Annotated in this window: 18 protein-coding genes and 1 tRNA gene; 5 read left to right on the top strand and 14 right to left on the bottom strand. The window is 60.2% G+C overall.

The window, feature by feature from the left end; translation table 11 throughout:
- Nucleotides 1-126 precede the first annotated feature (126 nt).
- The gene (locus tag AC1965_RS05205; RefSeq protein ID WP_483886223.1) at nt 127-1,038 is read left to right on the top strand and encodes a LysR family transcriptional regulator; all 912 of its coding nucleotides are present in this window, start codon (nt 127-129) and stop codon (nt 1,036-1,038) included.
- Between the two features lie 164 nt (nt 1,039-1,202).
- On the opposite strand, the gene AC1965_RS05200 is transcribed toward AC1965_RS05205, so the two are convergent.
- Complete coding sequence (locus AC1965_RS05200; protein WP_483886222.1) at nt 1,203-2,171, bottom strand: homocysteine S-methyltransferase family protein; 969 nt, start codon at nt 2,169-2,171, stop codon at nt 1,203-1,205.
- Between the two features lie 266 nt (nt 2,172-2,437).
- Nucleotides 2,438-2,926, bottom strand: coding sequence for a hypothetical protein (locus AC1965_RS05195; protein WP_483886221.1), 489 nt, complete (start codon nt 2,924-2,926; stop codon nt 2,438-2,440).
- A 349-nt stretch (nt 2,927-3,275) separates the two neighbouring features.
- Here AC1965_RS05195 and AC1965_RS05190 point away from each other — a divergent pair, with 349 nt between their 5' ends.
- A complete protein-coding gene (locus tag AC1965_RS05190) occupies nt 3,276-4,112 on the top strand; it encodes an alkaline phosphatase family protein (RefSeq protein ID WP_483886220.1) in 837 nt (278 codons plus the stop codon).
- Between the two features lie 3 nt (nt 4,113-4,115).
- On the opposite strand, the gene AC1965_RS05185 is transcribed toward AC1965_RS05190, so the two are convergent.
- From AC1965_RS05185 to AC1965_RS05150, 8 genes are all read right to left on the bottom strand, one after another.
- Nucleotides 4,116-5,054: an alpha/beta hydrolase gene (locus AC1965_RS05185; protein WP_483886219.1), complete on the bottom strand. Its 939-nt coding sequence runs from the start codon at nt 5,052-5,054 to the stop codon at nt 4,116-4,118.
- The gene (locus tag AC1965_RS05180) at nt 5,051-6,928 is read right to left on the bottom strand and encodes an acyl-CoA synthetase (RefSeq protein ID WP_483886218.1); all 1,878 of its coding nucleotides are present in this window, start codon (nt 6,926-6,928) and stop codon (nt 5,051-5,053) included. Before AC1965_RS05180 ends, AC1965_RS05185 begins: the two co-directional genes overlap by 4 nt.
- A gap of 184 nt (nt 6,929-7,112) precedes the next feature.
- Nucleotides 7,113-7,544 carry a peptidoglycan-binding protein LysM gene (gene lysM, locus AC1965_RS05175; protein ID WP_483886217.1) on the bottom strand — a complete coding sequence of 144 codons (432 nt, stop codon included), beginning with the start codon at nt 7,542-7,544 and terminating at the stop codon, nt 7,113-7,115.
- Nucleotides 7,545-7,614: 70 nt separating this feature from the next.
- Complete coding sequence (locus AC1965_RS05170) at nt 7,615-9,423, bottom strand: ABC transporter transmembrane domain-containing protein (RefSeq protein WP_483886216.1); 1,809 nt, start codon at nt 9,421-9,423, stop codon at nt 7,615-7,617.
- Between the two features lie 127 nt (nt 9,424-9,550).
- Nucleotides 9,551-9,624 (bottom strand) — tRNA-Gly (locus tag AC1965_RS05165).
- 198 nt (nt 9,625-9,822) lie between these two features.
- Nucleotides 9,823-10,821: a YcjF family protein gene (locus tag AC1965_RS05160; RefSeq protein ID WP_483886215.1), complete on the bottom strand. Its 999-nt coding sequence runs from the start codon at nt 10,819-10,821 to the stop codon at nt 9,823-9,825.
- Nucleotides 10,821-11,285: an N-acetyltransferase family protein gene (locus AC1965_RS05155; RefSeq protein ID WP_483886214.1), complete on the bottom strand. Its 465-nt coding sequence runs from the start codon at nt 11,283-11,285 to the stop codon at nt 10,821-10,823. The genes AC1965_RS05160 and AC1965_RS05155 overlap by 1 nt, the downstream gene beginning before the upstream one ends.
- On the bottom strand, nt 11,282-12,709 hold the full coding sequence (locus AC1965_RS05150; RefSeq protein ID WP_483886990.1) for a YcjX family GTP-binding protein: 1,428 nt from the start codon (nt 12,707-12,709) through the stop codon (nt 11,282-11,284). Before AC1965_RS05150 ends, AC1965_RS05155 begins: the two co-directional genes overlap by 4 nt.
- An 88-nt stretch (nt 12,710-12,797) precedes the next feature.
- On the opposite strand from AC1965_RS05150, the gene truA reads away from it, so the two are divergent.
- A complete protein-coding gene (gene truA, locus AC1965_RS05145; protein WP_483886213.1) occupies nt 12,798-13,568 on the top strand; it encodes a tRNA pseudouridine(38-40) synthase TruA in 771 nt (256 codons plus the stop codon).
- Nucleotides 13,569-13,640: 72 nt separating this feature from the next.
- On the opposite strand, the gene gndA is transcribed toward truA, so the two are convergent.
- Nucleotides 13,641-15,071, bottom strand: a complete 1,431-nt coding sequence (gene gndA / locus AC1965_RS05140; protein WP_483886212.1) for an NADP-dependent phosphogluconate dehydrogenase — start codon at nt 15,069-15,071, stop codon at nt 13,641-13,643.
- A gap of 146 nt (nt 15,072-15,217) precedes the next feature.
- Between gndA and AC1965_RS05135 the strand changes: the two genes are divergently transcribed.
- Together AC1965_RS05135 and AC1965_RS05130 are read left to right on the top strand one after the other, a co-directional pair.
- Nucleotides 15,218-15,676 (top strand): NUDIX hydrolase, encoded by a 459-nt coding sequence (locus AC1965_RS05135; protein WP_483886211.1) that lies wholly within the window; start codon nt 15,218-15,220, stop codon nt 15,674-15,676.
- A 113-nt stretch (nt 15,677-15,789) separates the two neighbouring features.
- On the top strand, nt 15,790-17,271 hold the full coding sequence (locus AC1965_RS05130) for an inorganic phosphate transporter (protein ID WP_483886210.1): 1,482 nt from the start codon (nt 15,790-15,792) through the stop codon (nt 17,269-17,271).
- On the opposite strand, the gene AC1965_RS05125 is transcribed toward AC1965_RS05130, so the two are convergent.
- The 3 genes from AC1965_RS05125 to AC1965_RS05115 all read right to left on the bottom strand — a co-directional run bounded on the left by AC1965_RS05125 (nt 17,268) and on the right by AC1965_RS05115 (nt 20,431).
- The gene (locus AC1965_RS05125) at nt 17,268-18,281 is read right to left on the bottom strand and encodes a 2-dehydropantoate 2-reductase (protein WP_483886209.1); all 1,014 of its coding nucleotides are present in this window, start codon (nt 18,279-18,281) and stop codon (nt 17,268-17,270) included. The two genes, AC1965_RS05130 and AC1965_RS05125, sit on opposite strands and share 4 nt — an antisense overlap.
- Nucleotides 18,271-19,176: an ornithine carbamoyltransferase gene (gene argF, locus AC1965_RS05120; protein ID WP_483886208.1), complete on the bottom strand. Its 906-nt coding sequence runs from the start codon at nt 19,174-19,176 to the stop codon at nt 18,271-18,273. The genes AC1965_RS05125 and argF overlap by 11 nt, the downstream gene beginning before the upstream one ends.
- Before the next feature lie 79 nt (nt 19,177-19,255).
- Nucleotides 19,256-20,431, bottom strand: coding sequence for an acetylornithine transaminase (locus AC1965_RS05115; RefSeq protein ID WP_483886207.1), 1,176 nt, complete (start codon nt 20,429-20,431; stop codon nt 19,256-19,258).
- Nucleotides 20,432-20,468: the final 37 nt, after the last annotated feature.

Here is a 20,468-nt window from a genome sequence, read left to right as displayed (position 1 = left end):
CAACTCCTTTTGTTATTGCTGCGATGCAGTATCAATGCTGCAATGCAGAGATAGCGCTGGCACCCGTACATTTAAACCCGACATTTTTGCATAGGGGCTATGCCATTTCGGAAAGGATGCGTTTCAATGGACGTCTCAGCACAGATGCTCGTTTTCGTTAAGGTGGTGGAACTAGGCAGTATTTCCGCTGCGTCAAGGGCGATGGGGGTCACGCCTTCGTCACTCAGCAAACAGATCGGCCACCTCGAAGACCGCGTGCATCACCGGCTGCTTCACCGCACCAAATCCGGCGTATCATTGACGGATGATGGTCTCGATTTCTATGTAAAATGCCGCGCTGCAGCGGACAAGTTTCTGGAAGCCCAGGAACATTTCGCAGGCGACGACCGCACCCCACGCGGCACCCTGCGGGTCGCGTCCAGTGTGGCCTTCGGCAAGGCCCAACTCATCTCGGTGCTCCCACAGTTTCTCGCGCGCTATCCCGCCATCACCCTCTCGCTCGAACTGACCGATCGACAAGTCGATATCGAAGATGAGAATTTTGACGTGGCGATCAACTTTGCCGAACAATTGACCAACCCCAATGTCGTCGCCCGCAAGATCATGAACAACGACCGCATCCTATGCGCCGCGCCGGATTACATTGCCGCCCATGGCATGCCCAAAAGCTTTGCCGATCTGGCGAATTTCAATTGCCTGCGCATTTCCAACGCCGTCAACCGCAACGCCTGGCAGGCCGAAATTGACGGCATCGCCCATACCGTTGACGCCACCGGCAATTTTGTCGGCAACAGCGCCGATGCCGTCTATCAGGCCGCCCTCGCCGGCCTAGGCATCGCCCGGCTGTCGACTTATCTGGTGGCCGATAAAATCGCCGCCGGCGCGCTGGTGCACCTGTTTCCCGCCTATGCCCAGAAACACGCCGACGTCACCGCCACCTTCGCCGACAAACGCAACCTGTCGCCCAAGACGCGGGTGTTTGTCGATTTTCTCGTGCAGCAGTTTTTGCAGGGCCAGCGTGTGGGCCGGGAGAGGTGAACAGGCCGCGCTGATGGACGCACACAATGGTGACACCGGCATTGTGTGCGTCGGTGCCGATAACAGAAACTAGTCCCAAGTCTGTTCGCAGATTGAACCGCGTAACAAAGGGGAGGGTCAGAAAGGCCGAGCATGTGCAGCAAATGACCGGTTAGAGCCCGTTTTTACGATTTTTTTGCAATGCGGCGAATGTCGGCTTCAGTGGCTTTGGCAGCTCTCGCAATACTGGACATGTGGCGCATGTCCGTCCCACAACATCCTCCAAGAACGTTAATATGCGGGAACCTACGCCGAATTTCCGCGAGTTGCTGTCCGAGTTCATAGGGATTGCCGTCGTCAAGCTCTTCGGCCTCATCCAGCTCTGCGTGACTGCATCGCGATGCATTGGCGACGATGCCGCGTACGCGTTGCATCCATGGGGCATCGGTCAACACATTCCCAAAGTGGTCAGGATGCGCGCAATTGATCATGAAATATGCGGCATAACCGCCCGTTGCCGCGTCTACCTGAGTGATCGCCTCTTCAAGTGAAGCGCCTGTTGGAAGGCAGCCGTCGGTCTCAACTGTGAAAGCGATGACGACCGGGAGGCCAAAGAGCTTCGCTGCTCGTACGATTCCGACAGCCTCGGCAGGATAGGCGAGTGTGTAGCCGCTGATCAAATCCACATGCGTCTCTGCCAAAGCCGTGATTTGCTCAACATGATAGGCCTCAGCTTCAACTGCGTTCATTTGTTCGCTGGGCGCGTAGGCATCGGCGCGCGGTCCGACATTGGCGCTTATCACCGTCGGTAGATCGCCCAACTCGTCCCTCGCGGCACACATGTGGGCTATGGCTTTCTTGTTCAGGTCAATCAATTGTTCGGGTGAGTAACCAACGGCGGCACCGCGATCCCGATTGGCGACCCATGTTGGGCTTTCGAGGATGACGCCAAGGCCATGCTCTTTGCCTACAGCGATCAAATCACGGTAATAGCCATTCAGTTGAGCACGTCCCACTTTGGATTCCAGCAGCGGGTAAGAGGCAAACCCCGGAAGGTTGACACTTTGGGTGAACATGAGATCGGTTTCCATGCCAGTGTAGGCCACATACAGGTCACCTTTTAATTGAGGTGGATTGCTTCGATGAATTGCCATGAGATACGCTATTCCCCCGCTGTGAATATTCGCAAACACTAACGGGCTGACAGCGTTATGCCTATAGTGCTGGGATTTTCCAAAACTTCTACGGTTCTGTTACAAGCGAAAATTGTCCTTTTGGCTGTCGTCACGAAATCGGTTATTGGGGCAGCCGCTGCGAATTTACACTTCGTCCGGCATAGCCACCATTGAAATCAGTCCACCCACCCTCGTCTTATGCCGGCCCCGCATCCAGTTCCCGACGACGCCCCCACAAACACCCATCACCTTTCCAAAAACCGATAGGCCTCCAGAATAGCCGTCGTCAGCCCGTCGAAGAACCCCGGCGCGGTGACGTCGATCAGGCTATCCCCCACCTCGGCCTCCTCAACAGTGCGCACCCCAAACAGATGGGTGTCGCCCTTCAACAGCTCCCGATGACTCACCCCTATGCCATGTTTCAACACGTTGACCGCCAGGTAATACTGATAAATCCGATACGCCAGGTCCGGCTGGCCCGCGCCTGTCAGCAGCGCCTTCAACTTGCGTGAAAATGGCCCGCGTTTGAAATGGTGCTGCATCCGCGCTTCGAAAACCGCATAGATATCGACGGCCAACAGCTCAATCGCGCTGGTCGCCGCCCGCAAGGCCTCGGCCTGATCGTTCGGCGCATCGCCTGTCACAGCCCCAATTTCCGCAATCTGCTGTTCATGTACATCTGCATTGGCGCGCGCCGCGGCCACCAGTTCAGGCAGGCTTTGTGAAGCTTCCATCGGTCATTCTCCATAATGTCCCATCCCCCTTAAGCTAAGCGGCAGAGAATGATAGGGGCGCGATCGGCAAACTTGACCGAAAACCGCTGAAAAGCGGCCAGCACCACCGCTTCGACGCAGCACTTAACCCTGTGTTCACAAACCGCAGCGCACGCCCTGTTAACCCCGCATCTGCTGCACGCCCGCTGTACAGCTGCTGTACGGGCGCTGTACGGGTTGTGTATGCCCCAAACCCCTTATTTCATGGCGTTAACCATGGGTTTTGGTCCTGATTCGCATTTCACGCCATTTGCCGTTGCGCGTAGGCTGCACTTCGGGTCATCTGAAGGGGCAAATTCAGGGGGTCACCATGGACAATAAACTGCTGCTCATCATCCTTGACGGTGTGCCTTATCGCAACTGGCGCAGGCTGTTTGGCAACCTCGAAGGCTGGGTCGATAGCGGCGATGCCCGCGTGTGGAAAATCCGTTCGGTGCTGCCCTCGATCTCGGCCTCATGCTATGCGTCGATCCACACCGGAGTCGCCCCGGCAGAACATGGCTGCACCGGAAACGGTAATGTTTTCCGCCTCAAACAAAAGGATGTTTTTGCCCAGGTCCGCGCTGGGGGCGGCGTGACGGGCGCGGTCGCCCATTCTTTCTGGTCCGAGTTTTTCAACCGGCATCCCTTTGATTACGTTAGAGATATAGAATACGACGAATCCGACAGCGACACCATCAACCATGGCCGCTTTCACACGATGACGGGCTATGGGCAGATCAACCAGATGACGCCGTCCGATGTCGATCTCTTTGCGACGCTGACCAATCTCTGCCTGCGCTTCGGGCTCAACTACGGAATGCTGCATACCTGCACGCTCGACAGTATGGGGCACCGGTTTTTCCACGATTGTCAGGAAATGGATCATGCCTGCGCCGTGATGGACGAGATGCTGGCACCCTTTATCCACAAGTGGATGCAAGCAGGATATGAGATCATTGTGACCGCCGATCACGGTCAGGACGCGCGCGGCCATCACGGCGGTCGTGACCCGCTCCAGCAAGAGGCAGCACTGTACTATTTTGGCCCGGCCGACGGCCCACCGACAGATACGGTGATCGACCAGTTGCAACTGGCCCCGACGATCCTGCACCGCCTCGGCGCACCTGCGGCCAACACAATGAAAGCAAAGAGTTTTCTTAGCTAGAAATCAATAGGGCCAGTCGCCGCGCCCCAAGGCGGCGATGCCCTCAACCACCTTGTCGAAAAAGCGCGCCGCACGCACCGACGTCCCGCGCGCGCGCATACAGCCATGCACCAGCCCCGGCGCATCAAACCACACGGCCCGCCCCCCTGCCGCCAGCATCGCATCACGGTAGGCTTCGCCGTCGCTGGACAAGGGATCGCACCCTGCCGTGACCAAAACCACAGGTGGAAGCTCTGTAAAATCAGTATCTTGCAGCGGTGCGTACCGTGCATCACCCTGTGGAATCTCCACCCCGCCCGTGCGTACCGCCTTGTAAAACTCCATGTCTGCCGTGGTCAGATGCGGCGCATGTGCGTGGGTGACATAACTGCCTTTGGTCGGATCACCGCCCAACCCGGGATAGATCAATACCTGGCCCGTCACCCGCCCCGGTGCGGCCTGCCGAGCGTGATGCGTGACCGCCGCTGCCAAGTTGCCTCCCGCACTGTCGCCTGACAGCACCAGTGGCCCGATGTATTGGCGCGCTATCGCATCGAATGCAGCCCAAGCATCGTTGAAACATCCGGGGAAAACCACCTCAGGCGCTAGGCCGTAATCCACTGAAATAACACGATATCCGGTGCGCGCGCAGATTTCGGCACAAACGTCGTCATGGCTGTCCAACCCACCCACGACAAAGCCGCCGCCGTGGTAATAGACAACCGTCACATCGGACGGCGCCACCTCATACCGTCGGCAGTTGACCGCGCCAAAGGGTCCGTCAGAGACAACAACTCCATCGGGTCGCCCCTGATGAAACGCCGCCGCCATCCGATTGTAAACGCGGCGCTGATCGTGAATGTCTTTACCCACCGCATCCGGTGGGTAAAAACTGTCAAGCCTGTCAATATAAGCCCAGACTTCCGGGTCGATTATCTCTTTGTAATCAGGGGTCTCTGTCACGCAGGCTCCCACGGACGGGTAAAGACGTTCAACACCTTGCCGACCTCGGTATGGGCGGCACCGTTCATCGTCACCTGTGCCACAAGACCGCGTTTCTTATCGTCGTTCACCGAGGTCACCCGCGCCGCGCAGCCGGCCTTTTCCAGACAGCCATTGTAGACCCGCGTGATCGCATTTTTGCGCAGATCAGGTTTAAAAATCTTGCCCACGGCGGTTTTTGGCAACTCGTCCATGATCGTCATATGCTTGGGCTGCGCCGCGCGTTCTTGAACTTTATCGCGGCAGAATTCGAGCAGTTCTTCTTCGGTCACGCTGGCGCCATCGACCAGCTCGACAAACGCACAAGGCACTTCGCCTGCATGGGCATCCGGCTGGCCGATCGCCCCGGCAAAAGCCACGGCCTCGTGGCCCAGCAGCGCCTCTTCGATCTCGGCAGGATCAATGTTGTGACCGCCGCGGATGATCAGATCTTTCGCACGGCCCGTAATCCACACATAGCCATCAGGATCAATCCGCCCCAGATCGCCGGTGCGCAGGTATTTCTCGTGATAGTAGAGATCCTTGTTTTTGTCCGCTTCGGCATAGGTATGCCCGGCATAAACCCCCGGATTCGAAACACAAATTTCGCCGATCTCGTCCACCGCCGCATCAATTGGCCCGTCTGCCGTGCCCTTGATGATGCGCACGTCCGTATAGGGGAATGGAATGCCGATAGAGCCGACTTTCTTCAGCCCATCCGTCGGATTACAAGACACCAGACAGGTCGCCTCGGTCAGCCCGTAACCTTCGACAAGCGTCACGCCAGTGGCCTTTTCAAAGCGACGGAACAGTTCCAGCGGCAAGGGGGCCGAGCCTGAAAAGGCAGTTTTGACGGTGCTGACATCGGCATCAATGGGCCGCTGCATCTTGGCCGAAATAGCGGTGGGTACCGTGATGATAAAGGTGATTTTCCAGCGCTCAACAAGCTTCCAAAAGTTATCGAATACCCCCTCACCGCGATATCCCTGTGGCGTCGGGAAGACCACATGCGCACCGGAATGTACGGCGGCCATCAAGATGACGTGGCAGGCAAACACATGGAAAAGCGGCAGCGGACACATGATGTTGTCCTGTTCCGTAAACAGCAGTTTATGCCCCAACCAGCCGTTATACAGCAGCCCCGAATAGCGGTGCTGCGCGACCTTGGGCATCCCCGTCGTGCCGCCGGTGTGGAAATAGCACGCCACACGGTCTTCCTGCACGTCCTCGAAATCCAGCGTGGTATTCTGCTTGGCGACCTCTGCGTTGAAATTCAAATACTTGGCCTGATTCCCTGCCAGACCCTTTGGGCGGATCAGCGGCACGATCCAGGATTTTGGCGGCGTCAGATATCGGACAAGATCGACCTCAAGCACCGTGTGTACGCCGGGCGCCAGCTTGACCGCCTCGGCGGTTTTCTGTGCGACATCGGTTTTCGGAAAGGGCCGCAATGTTACAACCACCGACGCCCCTGTCTCGCGCAGGATACCGCCAATCTGTTCAGCGTCCAGCAAGGGGTTGATTGGATTTGCAATACCAGCGACCGCGCCACCCAGCAGCGTGATTGTGGTCTCGTTACAGTTGGGCAGCACATAGGCAACCACGTCTTTTGGGCCGATGCCAAGACCGCGAAACAGGTTCGCGGCCTGCGTCACGCGGCCGTGCAACTGCTGCCATGTCAGGGTTTCGGCCTTGTCCTTGGGTCCCGAGAAAATCTGATAGCTTACGGCATTATGATTGGGAAATTTCGCCGCCGTACCGCTGAGCAACCCATACAGCGTCTTGGTGGAATGGCGATCCTCCCACGGCATCTCCGCCTCGATTGCGTTGCGATCTTCCATCCCGGTAAAACCCATGGCACGTCCTCCCCATATGCCGGTTATCCGGCTTTTCCTCTTGTGGGAAAGGATGCGGTTAATTGGTCCTGTTGGCAAGTAACTGGCAGGCGACGCGACCCAGCGTCATTGAAAAAAACTAATGCAAAACGGGCGCGCAGTTCGCTGCACGCCCGTTACCTTGAAAGAATTGTAGATCGCGCCTTCAAGAATTCGGAATGCGCAGCATCTGACCTGGATAGATTTTGTCAGGGTCGCTTAACATCGGCTTGTTGGCCTCGAAAATCTCTTTGTATTTCGCGCCATTGCCCATGGTCTTTTCGGCAACGGCCCAAAGCGTATCGCCCTTTTCAACCGTATGAAACTTAGGCTCGCCCTCGCCGCCGCTTACGTCGTCCTCGACCTTGGCGACACCCTTGACGTTGCCAACAGCCAAGATGACTTTCTCGCGCAGTTCTTGGCTGGCGGCATTGCCGCTGACCTTGACCTTGTCACCCTCGACCGAGATATCCAGATCATCGGAATCCAGCCCAAGACCCTTCAGTTCATCCTTGAGTGCGCTGCCCGAAAGCGCCGCATCATCCTCGCCGCCAAAAATCTTTTTGCCAGCATCTTTTACGAAATTCCACAAACCCATGTTGGTTCTCCTTTCGTGTATAATGCGCGGACGCGGCATTGGTTCCGACCGATGCCATCATTCAGCAGAACTATTCCGCCGCGTGCCCTTCGGTAAACTGGAGCCGCGCCAACCGGCCATAAAGCCCGCCTTTTGCCACGAGTTCATCATGCGTGCCCATGGCAACGATACGCCCCGCCTCAAGCACCACAATTCGGTCGGCTTTTTTCACGGTTGCCAGCCTGTGCGCCACGATCAAGGTGGTGCGGTCCTTGCTCAGATGATCAACGGCCTGCTGCACCGCACGTTCGCTTTCGGCATCCAGGGCGCTGGTGGCCTCGTCCAACAGCAGCACGGGCGCGTCGCGCAGAATGGCACGGGCGATTGCAATACGCTGTTTTTGACCGCCCGACAGCATGACGCCGCGTTCCCCAAGATAGCTTTCATAACCTTCGGGCAGAGCCGAGATGAAATCATGCGCCGCCGCCGCACGGGCCGCAGCCCGGACATCTTCGTCGCTTGCATCGGGACGACCAAAGCGGATGTTCTCGGCTGCCGACGCGGCAAAGATCACCGGGTCCTGCGGCACCAACGCCACGTGGCGGCGGAACTGGTCGCGCGTCAGGTCACGCAGGTTACGCCCATCAAGGGTGATATTACCACTGTCCGGGTCGTAAAAGCGCAGGATTAGCTGAATGATCGTCGTCTTGCCCGCGCCTGATGGCCCGACAAAAGCGACGGTTTCACCCGGCTTGATGTCCAGATCAATACCGTCAAGGGCCGCCACATCTGGGCGCGCGGGATAGGTAAAATGTACATTCTCAAAGGCAAGATGCCCCGTCACGAATTGCGGCAGCGACTTCGCGCGCTCGGGCTCCGGGTCGTTCACGCTGTCTTCGGATTGCAGCAGGTCGATCAACCGTTCGGTCGCACCCGCTGCGCGTTGCAACTCGCTCCAGATTTCCGACAGCGCCGCCACGGCGCCTGCTACCATCACGGCATAGATCACAAACTGAACGAGCGCGCCCGCGCTCATGTCGCCTGCGCGCACATCGCGCGCCCCAATCCACAACACGCCGACCACCCCGGAAAACACCAAAAAGATGACAATCACAGTCATTGCCGCGCGGGTTTTGATCCGGCGCCGGGCGGCATCAAAAGACGCTTCGGTCATCTGGGCAAATTGGCTGCGGCTGGCCGCCTCATGTGTAAAGGCCTGAACTGTCTGCACCGCGCTCAGCGATTCCGATGCATTGCCGGAACTGGCAGCGATCCAATCTTGGTTTTCGCGGCTGATCACGCGCAGACGGCGGCCCAGCGTCAAAATCGGGATCACAACCGCCGGCACGATCAGCAGCACCATCCCCGTCAGTTTCGCCGACGTAAGCATCATCAGCACAAGCCCGCCTGAAAAGATCAGTGCATTGCGCAGGGCGATGGAGACGGACGACCCGATCACCGACAGGATCAGCGTCGTATCCGTGGTGATACGGCTCAGCACCTCCCCCGTCATGATGCGCTCGTAAAAGGCGGGGCTCATGCCGATCACCCGGTCGAACACGGCGCGGCGAATATCGGCCACCACCCGTTCGCCCAACCGCGTGACAAGCGCATAGCGCAGCCCCGTGCCAACCGCCAACAGCGCCGCGATCGCCAGCGCCGCGACGAAATACTGGTCCAGCAATGCCGTCTCTCCGGTGCCAAAGTTGTCAATCACCCGGCGCACCGCCAAGGGCAGTGTCAGCGAAATCACCGCCGTCAATGTCAGCGCCATGGCAGCCGCCAACATCAGCATCTTGTAGGGGCGCATAAAGGGCGCCAGCGCACCCAAAGCCCCGATACGCCGCGATTTTTCGCGCTCTTCTTTTGCTGTGGTGGCGGGGGTTGGTGTGCGGGCCATGGGCTATCCTTTATCGTTCGCCTTTGGTCATGGCGCGCCCATTCGCCGGGGTCAAGCATCGCCCTGCCGCTTTGGACAATCTGCCGCCCCTGTGGGACGCAATTCGAGTTGGGAATTAACGGGGAAATGGAGCGGGCGGCGGGAATCGAACCCGCATCATCAGCTTGGAAGGCTGAGGTCTTACCATTACACAACGCCCGCGCGCTGTACCGGTGATCTATGTGATCCCCTTGAGCAGGTCAAGACCACCCTGCCCGCCCTGTGCCGCTTCACGTATGGCGTTAAATTCTAGTGCGGCATGCAAACAACCGCGCCAAACACTCTTGTGCTTTTTTGAGTCATAAATACCCTCGGGGGGTCTGGGGGGCTGGTCCCCCAGCGGGCGCAATCAGCGCGACATCATCCCTTGCCGAACAACCCTGTCAGCGCGCGCCGGATGATGCCGCGCACACTGGGTCGCTTCTTGGCGACAAAAGGCAACGGTCGACATACCTCAATCGCGGCGACGCCCACACGTGCCGTCAGCGCACCATTGACCAAACCTTCGCCGAACCGACGGCTGAGCTTGCCCAGAAGCGACCCACCAAGCACCGGCTCCAGAAGATCGTCCCCCACCGCCACGGCGCCCGTAGCAACCAGATGCGACAATACCGCCCGTGTCAGCCGCCACGAGCCAAAGAACCCCGACCGACCGCCGTAAATCTCGGCGATGCGGCGGATCATGCGCAGATTGCTCGTCAGGGCCGCCGCGACATCTGCCAGAGCCAGCGGCACCAGCGCCGTGACCGCCGCCACTTGACGCGCCGCGGCCTCTACCTCGCGCGTTGCAGCCTGATCCAGCGGGCCCAGCACCTCGCCCTCGGCCAAAGCGAGAACGCCAATGGCGTCCAACTGATCACCTTGCAGGTCCGCGAAACGGTCGCGGCCCCAACGGGTGTCCTCGCGACCCTTGTAGAGTGCGGCCAGTCGCACAGTGACGTGCCGCGCCGCGGCCAGATCATCCTGCGCCAGCGCCTCGCCCGCGTCATGGCGCAATCCGTCCAGCCGCGCCAGACGCCCGAACGCTGCCATCTCCCGGATCGACAGTAGCGCCAGAACCAACAGGAACATGGCAAACAGCACCGTCATAGCCCATCCCAGCAACGGGTAGCGTGCCAGCAGATCCATCACAAACGACCAAGCCGTGATTGACACCATGGCCCCGACCAATGCCCCCGCCAGCCACCAGAACAACCGCCCCAAAAGCGACGGCTTGCGCGCTGCCAGCCGGGCGGCGACCTGCATGGCCTGCCCCTGCGGGGCGGCGCTGTCGAGATCGGGCACCATCGGGGCATCCGCAACCGACGGCTGCGGGCCGCTGTCATCCTCCAGATCAAACAAGACTGGACCATGGGCCATTACGCGACCTCCTTTTGCCATTCAAATCGGATATCGGGCAAACGCTGATCATTGCGCAGCCCGTTGGTGCGTGTCACCTCGGCAAACCCGGCACGGCGGTAAAACCGCGCGGCGCGGGCATTGGCCTGAAAGCTCCACAGACCAAGGTGCGTGCGCGTCGCCTTGGCCTCTTGCAGCAACCGACGCGCGATACCGCGTCCTTGTGCCGCCGGATGCAGATAAAGCGCGTGTATCTCGCTGCCCGCACGGGCAAGAAAGCCCACAATGTCATCTTCTAGACGGGCCACCTTGACCCAGCCCGCGTCGATCATCGCACCTACATGGGCCACGTCCTGAGCGCGCGAATGCACGCGCGGCAGCCAGGGCTGCGCATCCATTGCCTTGCCCATCACGGCCCCGACCGCCCCGGCGTCCAGCACCCGCGCGGGGTGAATCACCACTTGGGTGACATCTCCACCCCTCACAGCCGATCCCCGATCAGGAATTCCGCAGCCCGGTCCAACCGGATATGTGGCAGCCCGTCTCCAGGTCGGCGCGACAACACCGAGGGCGCAAAGCGCATGATCTGATAATCAGCACTCAGCCATTTCTGTGCCCCCTGCCGCGCCGGGGTCAGCAGATGTGCGGGGTCTTCGGGCAGTTCTCCGGGGTAAAACGCCGCCTGTTTGCCACGTGTGCCGTCGGTGTTCAGCAAGGTGCCCCGCACCACGTCGAGCGCGGTGCCATCATGGATCATCTGATCCTCCGTCGTGGCCCGCAACGACGCAAGCGCCATCGCGCGTGTCCCGGCCCCGGCATATTGCGCGCGGTCGCGGGCATCACGGGTCAGCGCCTGCATGATCGCGCTCAGGCGGGGGTGCTGGCTGTGATGCAGATGGTCGGCCTTGGTCGCAGCAAACAGAATTTTCTCGACCCGCTTGCCGCGCAAGAGCGTCGTCAGCATGTTGTTGCGGCCCGGACGAAAGGCCGACAGGATATCCCCCATGCCGGCGCGCAGATCCTCGACCGCGCGCGGCCCCTGATGAATCGCGCCCAAGGCATCGACCAGCACGACCTGTCTGTCGATCCGGGAAAAATGATCCCGAAAGAACGGCTGCACCACCTGTTTCTTATAGGCTTCGAACCGCCGGGCCATTTCGCGGATCAGTGATCTGCGCGGTCCGATGTCGTCTCCCGGTAACGGGGCAAAGGTCAGAACCGGCGACCCGGCAAGATCGCCCGGCAACAAAAAACGCCCCGGCGTGCAGTCGGAATACCCATTGGCACGGGCGGTTTTCAGATAATCGGCAAAGTGGCCAGCCAAGGCGCGCGCGGTGGGTTCCTCCAACGCCGCCTGCGGGTCCGTGGCGGCCACCAGCGTGCGGTAAGCCACTGCCTCGTCACGGTTTTCGATGCGCGCCAAGACCAGTTTCGACCAAGCGGTATAACTGATGTCTAGCAGTGCCAGATCCAGCAGCCATTCGCCCGGATAATCGACGATATCCAGATGCACGGTCCGCGGCCCCTTCAACCCGGCAAGCAGCCCCGTGGGCCGCACCTTGAGCGACAGGCGCAATTCTGAAATCGCACGGGTGCTGTCGGGCCAATGGGGTGTGGCGCCTGTGAGTGCCGCAAGGTGGGTTTCATAGTCGAACCGTGGCACGGTATCGTCGGGCTGCGGTTGCAGGAAAGCCGCCTCGATCCGCCCTTCGGACGCCGCAAGCAGCCCCGGCATCCGCCCCCGATCGAGCAGATTTGCCACAAGTGAGGTGATGAACACCGTCTTGCCCGACCGGGCAAGCCCGGTCACTCCGAGCCGGATCACCGGTTCGAACAAGGTCTCGCTGACGGTGTCAGTAACATTTTCAACCTGCCGCCATATGCCATCGGCAATGCCCGTAATACCCAATGCTGCGCCCGTCCTCATCAATCTTTGCGCAACATAGGCATTGCCACCGGGGATTGCCAGAACCGCGCCTGCGCGCTAGAGGGCAGCCATGCCCCGCTATGCCTTGAAAATTGAATACCACGGCGCGCCGTTCCACGGCTGGCAACGACAGGTCGGTCTGCCGTCCGTGCAGGGCGCGATCGAGGACGCCCTGAGCAAATTGCAGCCGGGCGTGCACAATATCGCCGCCGCCGGGCGCACGGACAAAGGGGTGCACGGTCTGGCGCAGGTCGCACACTGCGACATGGACCGGATCTGGGAGCCGTTCCGCCTGTCAGAGGCGTTGAACTTTCATCTAAAACCCCGCCCCATCGCGATTGTTGATTGCGCGGCCGTACCCGATGAATTCCACGCCCGCTTCTCAGCGCTTGAGCGACGGTATCTGTTTCGCATTCTGGCGCGCCGCGCCCCGGCCACCCATCAGGACGGACTGGTCTGGCAGGTCAAACAGGATCTTGATCTGGATGCGATGCACGCCGCCGCAAAGGTGCTGTTGGGAAGGCATGACTTTACCACTTTCCGCTCGACCATCTGTCAGGCGGAAAGCCCTGTTAAAACGCTGGATCGGCTGGATATCATGGCGGTGGATACACCCACCGGGCGTGAATATCATTTTGACGTGCGCGCCCGGTCGTTCCTGCACAACCAGGTCCGCAGCTTTGTCGGGTCGCTGGAGCGGGTTGGCGCGGGATCATGGACAGTGGACGACATGGCACATGCGCTGGCGGCACGGGACCGGGCGGCCTGTGGACCAGTCTGCCCGCCGCATGGGTTATATCTGGCGCATGTGCAATATGCCAACGATCCGTTCGGCAGCTAGGGCCAGCACCGGGGGTTTTCCACCCCCGGACCCCCGAGGAATATTTTTGACCAAAAAGAGAGAATGGCTGCGTCAGGCCAGACGGTTCCAGTCGCCGTGGAATTTGCCCGGCGCGTCGGTGCGTTCAAATCCGTGCGCGCCAAAGAAATCGCGCTGTGCCTGAATAAGATTGGCCGATCCGCGTGCCCGGCGCATCGTGTCGTACCATGCCAGCGCCGCCGACAGAGCAGGCAGAGCAACGCCCAGACTTGCTGCTGCCGCGACCACCCGGCGCAGCCCCGGTATGCTGTCGCCCAGGCGCGCGCGCATCGCGGGGGCAAGGATCAGGTGATCGCCGGGCAGATCGCCGCGGAAGGCATCGGCGAACTCATCCAGCAGCGCTGATCTTATGATACACCCCGCACGCCAGATTTCGGATATCTTTGCCATATCCAGTGACCACCCAAATTCATCAGAGGCCGCAGACAGGATGCGGAACCCCTGCGCGTGGGCCAAGATACGCCCTGCCAGCATTGCCATTTCCAGATCACCGTCGCCCGGCAGGGCGGCATTCTGAATCCCGGCAGGCAGCAGCGGTTCTGCCAGTTCGCGGGTTTCCTTTTCGCTCGACCAGCCGCGCGCGCCGACTGCGGCCTCGATCGTGTTGGCGGATTGGCCCATTTTCAACGCTTCGATCAAGGTCCAGCGTCCGGTGCCTTTCTGCCCCGCCTGGTCGCGGATCACATCGACCATCGGCGCGCCGGTGCGGGCATCTACGGAGAGCAGCGCCGCGGCAGAAACTTCGATCAGATAAGAGCTGAGTGGCCCCTTCTGCCAGCGTTCAAACAGGCTGCCGATCTGCGGCGCTGTTTGACCACCTGCATCGCGCAACAGGCCGTATATTTCGGCGATCATCTGCATGTCGGCATATTCGATGCCGTTGTGCACCGTCTTTACGAAATGTCCGGCGCCATCGGGGCCAAGATGGGCCACGCAGGGCGTACCGTCGAATTTCGCGGCGATGGCTTCGGCCATGGGTTGCAGCTGCTGCCAGCTGTGTTCGCTGCCACCTACCATCATTGAAGGCCCGTGTCGTGCGCCGTCCTCTCCGCCCGACACGCCCATGCCGACGAAATGCAGACCCGTCCCCGACAGCGCAGCAGAGCGGCGGCGGGTGTCGTGGAAATCGGCATTGCCGCCGTCAATCAGCGTATCGCCTTCATTGAGCAGCGGGGTAATCGCAGCGATCATCGCATCCATCGGTGCGCCCGACGGGATCATGAAGAGGATCGTGCGAGGCTGCGCAATCGCCATTACGAAGGCCTGCAACGTCGCCGACCCCGTTAAACGCGCGGCCAGCGGCCCCGCCTCGGCGAGAAAGGGGGCGATCCAATCTGCTTCTCGGTTGCAGACCGCTACGTCAAATCCATGATCCGCGAGGTTGAGCGCCAGCGCCGACCCCATGGTGCCAAGCCCGTAGACACCGATGTCTGCACCTGCTTTGATTTTGGCGGCTTTGGTCATATCACTGCGTGCCTCGCGCTCTGCCCATTCAAATGTCCCATCTTACCCGCGCGTTAAGGGTACGCGTAACAATTTGATTTCGATTAAAAATTACTATATCTTGTGATCTTAATAATAAAAACACACTTCTGAGGCATTTAGAAATCATGACACACGTTTTCAAACGCGCCTGGGCGGACATGGTCCTCCCCATCCTTCAGCGTCCTAAACGCGTGCAGGTTGCGGCACTGTGTTTCCGCGATACAGAAGACGGCAAACGCGTGCTCTTGATCACCAGCCGGGATACCGGGCGCTGGATCGTACCCAAAGGTTGGCCCATCGACGGGCTGGACGGCGCCGGCGCGGCGCTGCAAGAGGCCTGGGAAGAGGCCGGCGTGACCAAAGCAGATATCGAATCCGAGCCGATGGGCATTTACGAGTATGCCAAGGGACTTGGTGAAGGGCTGACCGTGCCGGTCACCGCGCAGGTGTATCTGACCAAAGTGCGCGACCTGAGCGAGGAATACCCGGAAGCCAGCTTGCGCAAACGCGCTTGGTTTTCACCCAAGGAAGCTGCCAAATTGGTGGATGAACCCGATCTCAAAGCTATTCTGAACGCGCTGTAAGCGACCACCGACCCGGATTAACGTAACCGTTTTGTGACAGAACGGCTTGCACCAAGGCTGTGCTTATGTCACCTGACCGCGATTGAAAAGCGATCTTGGGGGATCACGACAGCATGGGCAAGGCACCGCAGGGCAGCCAGTGGAAGACGCTGGACACCGACCTTAACCGTATTTCACAGGTAGAATTGGCGACCGCCTATGTGGCGCGCCCCCTGGTGGGGCCGGGCATTGCGTTGGCATTCATCGTTGTGGCCGGGGTCATGGCGGCGATGTTCTTTGGCCAGACGCCCGTCAGCTTTGTGGTCGTCGCGGCGGCGGTGTTCGGGGCCTATATGGCAGTCAACATCGGCGCCAACGATGTGGCAAACAACATGGGGCCGGCCGTCGGGGCGAACGCCCTGACCATGGGCGGGGCCATCGTCATCGCGGCGTTGTGCGAAAGCGCGGGCGCCCTGCTGGCCGGGGGCGATGTGGTGTCGACCATTTCCAAGGGCATCATTGATCCCGCCAGTATCGCCGATACGCAGGTGTTCATCTGGGCGATGATGGCGGCGCTGATTTCCTCGGCGCTTTGGGTGAACCTGGCCACTTGGGTTGGCGCGCCGGTGTCGACCACACACTCCGTCGTGGGCGGTGTCATGGGGGCAGGCATCGCGGCGGCAGGGCTCGGCGCGGTGAACTGGCCATCGATGGGCACAATCGCCGCCAGCTGGGTCATTTCGCCGGTGTTGGGCGGGGCGGTGGCGGCGATGTTGCTGGCCTTTATCAAGGCACGCATCCTCTACCAAGAAGACAAAATCGCCGCCGCGCGCACCTGGGTGCCCGTGCTGGTGGGGCTGATGGCCGGGGTTTTCGCGGTCTATCTATCGCTCAAGGGGCTCAAGAAAGTCATTTCGGTCGACATGCCAACCGCGCTGATCGTCGGCGTGTGTGTTGGCGCGCTGACCTATGCGATTTCCGCCCCGCTGATCCGACGCGCGTCGGTCGGCATGGAGAACCGCAACAAATCGGTCAAGGTGCTGTTTGGGCTGCCGCTGGTGTTTTCCGCCGCTTTGCTAAGCTTTGCACACGGTGCAAATGACGTCGCCAATGCGGTCGGACCGCTGGCGGCGATTGTGCACGCGACTGAATTTGGAGGCTTTGAAGATAGGGTGTTGATCCCCACCTGGGTGATGATCATCGGGGCCTTTGGCATTTCCTTTGGCCTGTTCCTGTTCGGGCCAAAACTGATCCGCATGGTTGGTAGCCAGATTACCAAACTGAACCCCATGCGCGCTTATTGCGTGGCACTATCGGCAGCTGTCACGGTGATCATTGCATCCTGGCTGGGCCTGCCCGTTTCATCGACCCACATTGCCGTCGGGGGTGTGTTTGGGGTGGGGTTCTACCGCGAATGGCACATGGAACGGCGGCTGCGGCGCCCCGGTGTCACCGCGAGCGAAGTCAAACGTATCGCACCCGAGGAGCGCCGCCGCCGCAAACTGGTGCGTCGATCACATTTTATGACCATCGTCGCCGCCTGGGTGATCACTGTGCCTGCGGCCGCCCTGATGTCTGCTGTAGTCTTTTGGTTGCTGAACGGGTTGGTAAGCTAGCGCCAGATTTCGCCGCGTAGCGCCTTGACCGGCAGATGCGGCAGGCCCTCGTCAGCCAGTTCAGCCATGGCCATGACCCGCAGCACCATATCAGCAATGGGCGTTGGCAGCCCCGCTGCAATACCCATGCGCTGCACCTCCCCTTGGAGGGCGTCAATCTCTGTCGGGCGGTGCGCCATCAGATCATGCGCCATCGACGTGCGCGCCTGCGCGTCGAGTGTCAGCATGGATGCCGCGATGCGGCTAAACAGAGGGGTCGGCAGGCGCAGGATATGCGGGATGATCCCGACGCCGACTGGCGTGGTTGATACAGGGCGGATGCCGCGTGCGCGCAGAACTTTGAGGGCTTCGACCCACTGCTCGGCCATCAATCGCCGCCAGTCGCGGCTGTGCAATTGCCGGTACAGGGGCAAACCGCTCAGCGCGTTGAGGGCATTGTTAAGGTTGATCAGAAACTTGCCCCAAAGCACGCCTTCGATGTCACGTGTCTCGACCATGCGCAGATGCGCCACGCTTAGGCGCGTCGCCAGATCCCCCGGCCCTGCGGCCACCATGATATCGCCGCTACTCGCACGGTGAAAACAACCTTGGCCCAGCGGAACCACGTTAAAGGGAACCATACCTGCGCGCAGGTCAAATCCCGACAGGGCCGCCGACAGCGTATTTGCGTTACCGGTGCCGTTTTGCAGGCTAACCACGCGGCTGCCAAGTCGGGCATGGGCTGCGATCGTTGCGGCCATGTCGGCCGTGTCATGAGATTTCACGGTGACCAGTACAACATCGGCGCGCGACAGGCAGGCAGGATGTTCCGCCAGCGTGAGAGTGTCGCCACTGACCTTTTGCGCCATGCCGGAAAAATCTGTCAGCGTCAGCCCGTGCGCGCGGATTTCTTGAGCGATCCGAGGACGGGCCAACAATGTGACATCATGACCCCCGGCGGCCAGCGCGCCGCCGACAAAACAGCCGACAGCCCCTGCCCCGGCGACCACGATATGTGGTTTACTTTCCAAGGCACCAGCGCATGACAGCCTTTTGCGCGTGCAGGCGGTTCTCGGCCTCGTCAAAAATCACCGAATGAGGGCCATCCATGACGCTGCTTGTCGCCTCGTCATCACGGTGCGCGGGCAGGCAATGCATGAACAAGGCGTCCGGTTTCGCCTGCGCCATCAGCGCATCGTTCACCTGGTATCCACGTAGTTGATTGTGACGACGCTCGCGGGCCGATTGCGGATCATGCATCGACACCCACGTGTCTGTCACCACGAGGTCCGCGCCCTGGACCGCTTTGTTCGGATCACGCTCAATGGTATAGAGCCCGTCAAGTGCCGGTTCAGGGTCGAGCGTGGGCGGCCCGGTGAAGGTCAGATCAAACTCGAACTGCTGTGCCGCATGGGCGAGGCTGGCAAAGACGTTGTTGCCATCCCCTGACCAGACCACTTTGCGGCCCTTGATCGGTCCGTTGTGTTCCTCGAACGTCATGATATCGGCCATGATCTGACACGGATGTGTGCGGTTCGTCAGCCCGTTGATCACCGGCACAGTGGCGTATTCGGCCATGTCCAGCAGGGTCTGTTCCTCGAAGGTGCGGATCATAATCAGATCGACATAGCGGGATAGAACCCGCGCAGTATCGGCGATGGTTTCGCCGTGGCCCAGCTGCATGTCAGCGCCCGACAGCACCATGGTTTGCCCGCCCATCTGGCGCACCCCAACATCAAACGACACCCGCGTGCGTGTTGACGGCTTTTCAAAGATCAGCGCGACCATGTGGTCCTTTAGGGGTTGATCATCATCAGGCGCGCCGCGCGGGCGGCCAAGGCGCGCGGTCTTCATTGCGGCGGCATCGTCGATGATTGACCGCAAATCGGTTGGAGAGGTTTGGTGAATATCGAGAAAATGGTTCATAGCGTATCTCTTCTTGGAGAGTGTCGGGGGCTGTCGGCCCCCGGACCCCCGAGGAATATTTTGGTCTATAAAGGAAGTATTACGAGGCGCGCAGGCTGCTGGCGGCCTCGCTGAGGCGGTCGGTTGCCTGGGCAATTTCATCGTCGCTGATTGTCAGGGGCGGCAACAGCCGGATGACGTTGTCGGCGGCGGGCACGGTGATGACCAGATGCGCGTATCCCGAAGCGACCACGTCGCTGTTGGTCGCCTTGCATTTCAGACCCAACATCAGGCCGGACCCGCGCACGTCTTCAAAGATGTCGGGGTGATCGGCGACCAGCCCCTCGAGTTTCTGGCGCATCAGGCCCGCCTTGCGGTTCACGTCGGCCAGGAAATCCGGGTCTGAGATAACATCGACAACAGCACAGCCGACAGCACAGCCCAGCGGGTTACCACCATACGTAGAGCCGTGGCTGCCCGCGGTCATCGCCGCAGCGGCCTGTTCAGTGGCGAGCACAGCACCCAGCGGGAACCCCCCGCCGATGCCCTTGGCGACCATCATGATATCCGGGCTCACCCCTGCCCATTCATGGGCAAAGAGCCTGCCGGTCCGGCCCATGCCACATTGCACCTCGTCGAAGATCAGCAGCATGCCATGTGCATCGCACAGTGCGCGCATGGTCTTGAGGTCGGCATCGGGTACAGGTCGGATGCCGCCCTCGCCCTGAACGGGCTCGATGAGGATCGCCGCCGTGTTCGGGGTGATCGCATCTTCGAGTGCTGCCATATCGCCAAAGTCGAGGTGGACAAATCCCGGCAGCAGCGGGCCGAAGCCCTTGGTCATCTTTTCCGATCCGGCTGCGGCAATACCGGCAGAGGATCGGCCGTGGAATGAGCCAGAGAAGGTGATGATATCGGTACGTTCTGGCTGGCCTTTTTCGTAAAAATGCTTGCGCGCCATCTTGACCGCCAGTTCGCAGGACTCTGTCCCGGAGTTGGTGAAAAACACGGTATCTGCAAAGGTATGTTCGACAAGCCGGTCGGCCAGCGCCTGCTGCTGCGGGATCTGGTAGAGGTTTGACGTGTGCCAGAGCGCTTGCGCTTGATCGGTCAGCGCCTTGACCAATGTGGGATGGGCATGGCCCAGAGCGTTTACTGCAATGCCCGCCCCAAGGTCGAGAAACCGTCGCCCATCTGCCTCGATCAGCCAGCTGCCCTCGCCTTTGACAAAGGTCAGAGGGGCGCGATTATAGGTCGGCAGAACAGATGGGATCATCGGGATCGTCCTTTTGGGGTGGCCATGTCACGTCCAC

The sequence above is a fragment of the Sulfitobacter sp. KMM 9851 genome, assembly GCF_057178245.1.
This window is presented reverse-complemented; position numbering and strand designations above follow the sequence as displayed.

Excerpts from the sequence above, each read along its gene's own strand:
- AC1965_RS05115 (WP_483886207.1), bottom strand. The coding sequence starts at position 20,431 with ATGATCCCATCTGTTCTGCCGACCTATAATCGCGCCCCTCTGACCTTT.
- argF (WP_483886208.1), bottom strand. The coding sequence starts at position 19,176 with ATGAACCATTTTCTCGATATTCACCAAACCTCTCCAACCGATTTGCGG.
- gndA (WP_483886212.1), bottom strand. The coding sequence starts at position 15,071 with ATGACCAAAGCCGCCAAAATCAAAGCAGGTGCAGACATCGGTGTCTAC.
- AC1965_RS05170 (WP_483886216.1), bottom strand. The coding sequence starts at position 9,423 with ATGGCCCGCACACCAACCCCCGCCACCACAGCAAAAGAAGAGCGCGAA.
- truA (WP_483886213.1), top strand. The coding sequence starts at position 12,798 with ATGCCCCGCTATGCCTTGAAAATTGAATACCACGGCGCGCCGTTCCAC.
- AC1965_RS05205 (WP_483886223.1), top strand. The coding sequence starts at position 127 with ATGGACGTCTCAGCACAGATGCTCGTTTTCGTTAAGGTGGTGGAACTA.
- AC1965_RS05200 (WP_483886222.1), bottom strand. The coding sequence starts at position 2,171 with ATGGCAATTCATCGAAGCAATCCACCTCAATTAAAAGGTGACCTGTAT.
- AC1965_RS05160 (WP_483886215.1), bottom strand. The coding sequence starts at position 10,821 with ATGGCCCATGGTCCAGTCTTGTTTGATCTGGAGGATGACAGCGGCCCG.
- AC1965_RS05135 (WP_483886211.1), top strand. The coding sequence starts at position 15,218 with ATGACACACGTTTTCAAACGCGCCTGGGCGGACATGGTCCTCCCCATC.
- AC1965_RS05195 (WP_483886221.1), bottom strand. The coding sequence starts at position 2,926 with ATGGAAGCTTCACAAAGCCTGCCTGAACTGGTGGCCGCGGCGCGCGCC.
- AC1965_RS05130 (WP_483886210.1), top strand. The coding sequence starts at position 15,790 with ATGGGCAAGGCACCGCAGGGCAGCCAGTGGAAGACGCTGGACACCGAC.
- AC1965_RS05180 (WP_483886218.1), bottom strand. The coding sequence starts at position 6,928 with ATGGGTTTTACCGGGATGGAAGATCGCAACGCAATCGAGGCGGAGATG.
- AC1965_RS05190 (WP_483886220.1), top strand. The coding sequence starts at position 3,276 with ATGGACAATAAACTGCTGCTCATCATCCTTGACGGTGTGCCTTATCGC.
- lysM (WP_483886217.1), bottom strand. The coding sequence starts at position 7,544 with ATGGGTTTGTGGAATTTCGTAAAAGATGCTGGCAAAAAGATTTTTGGC.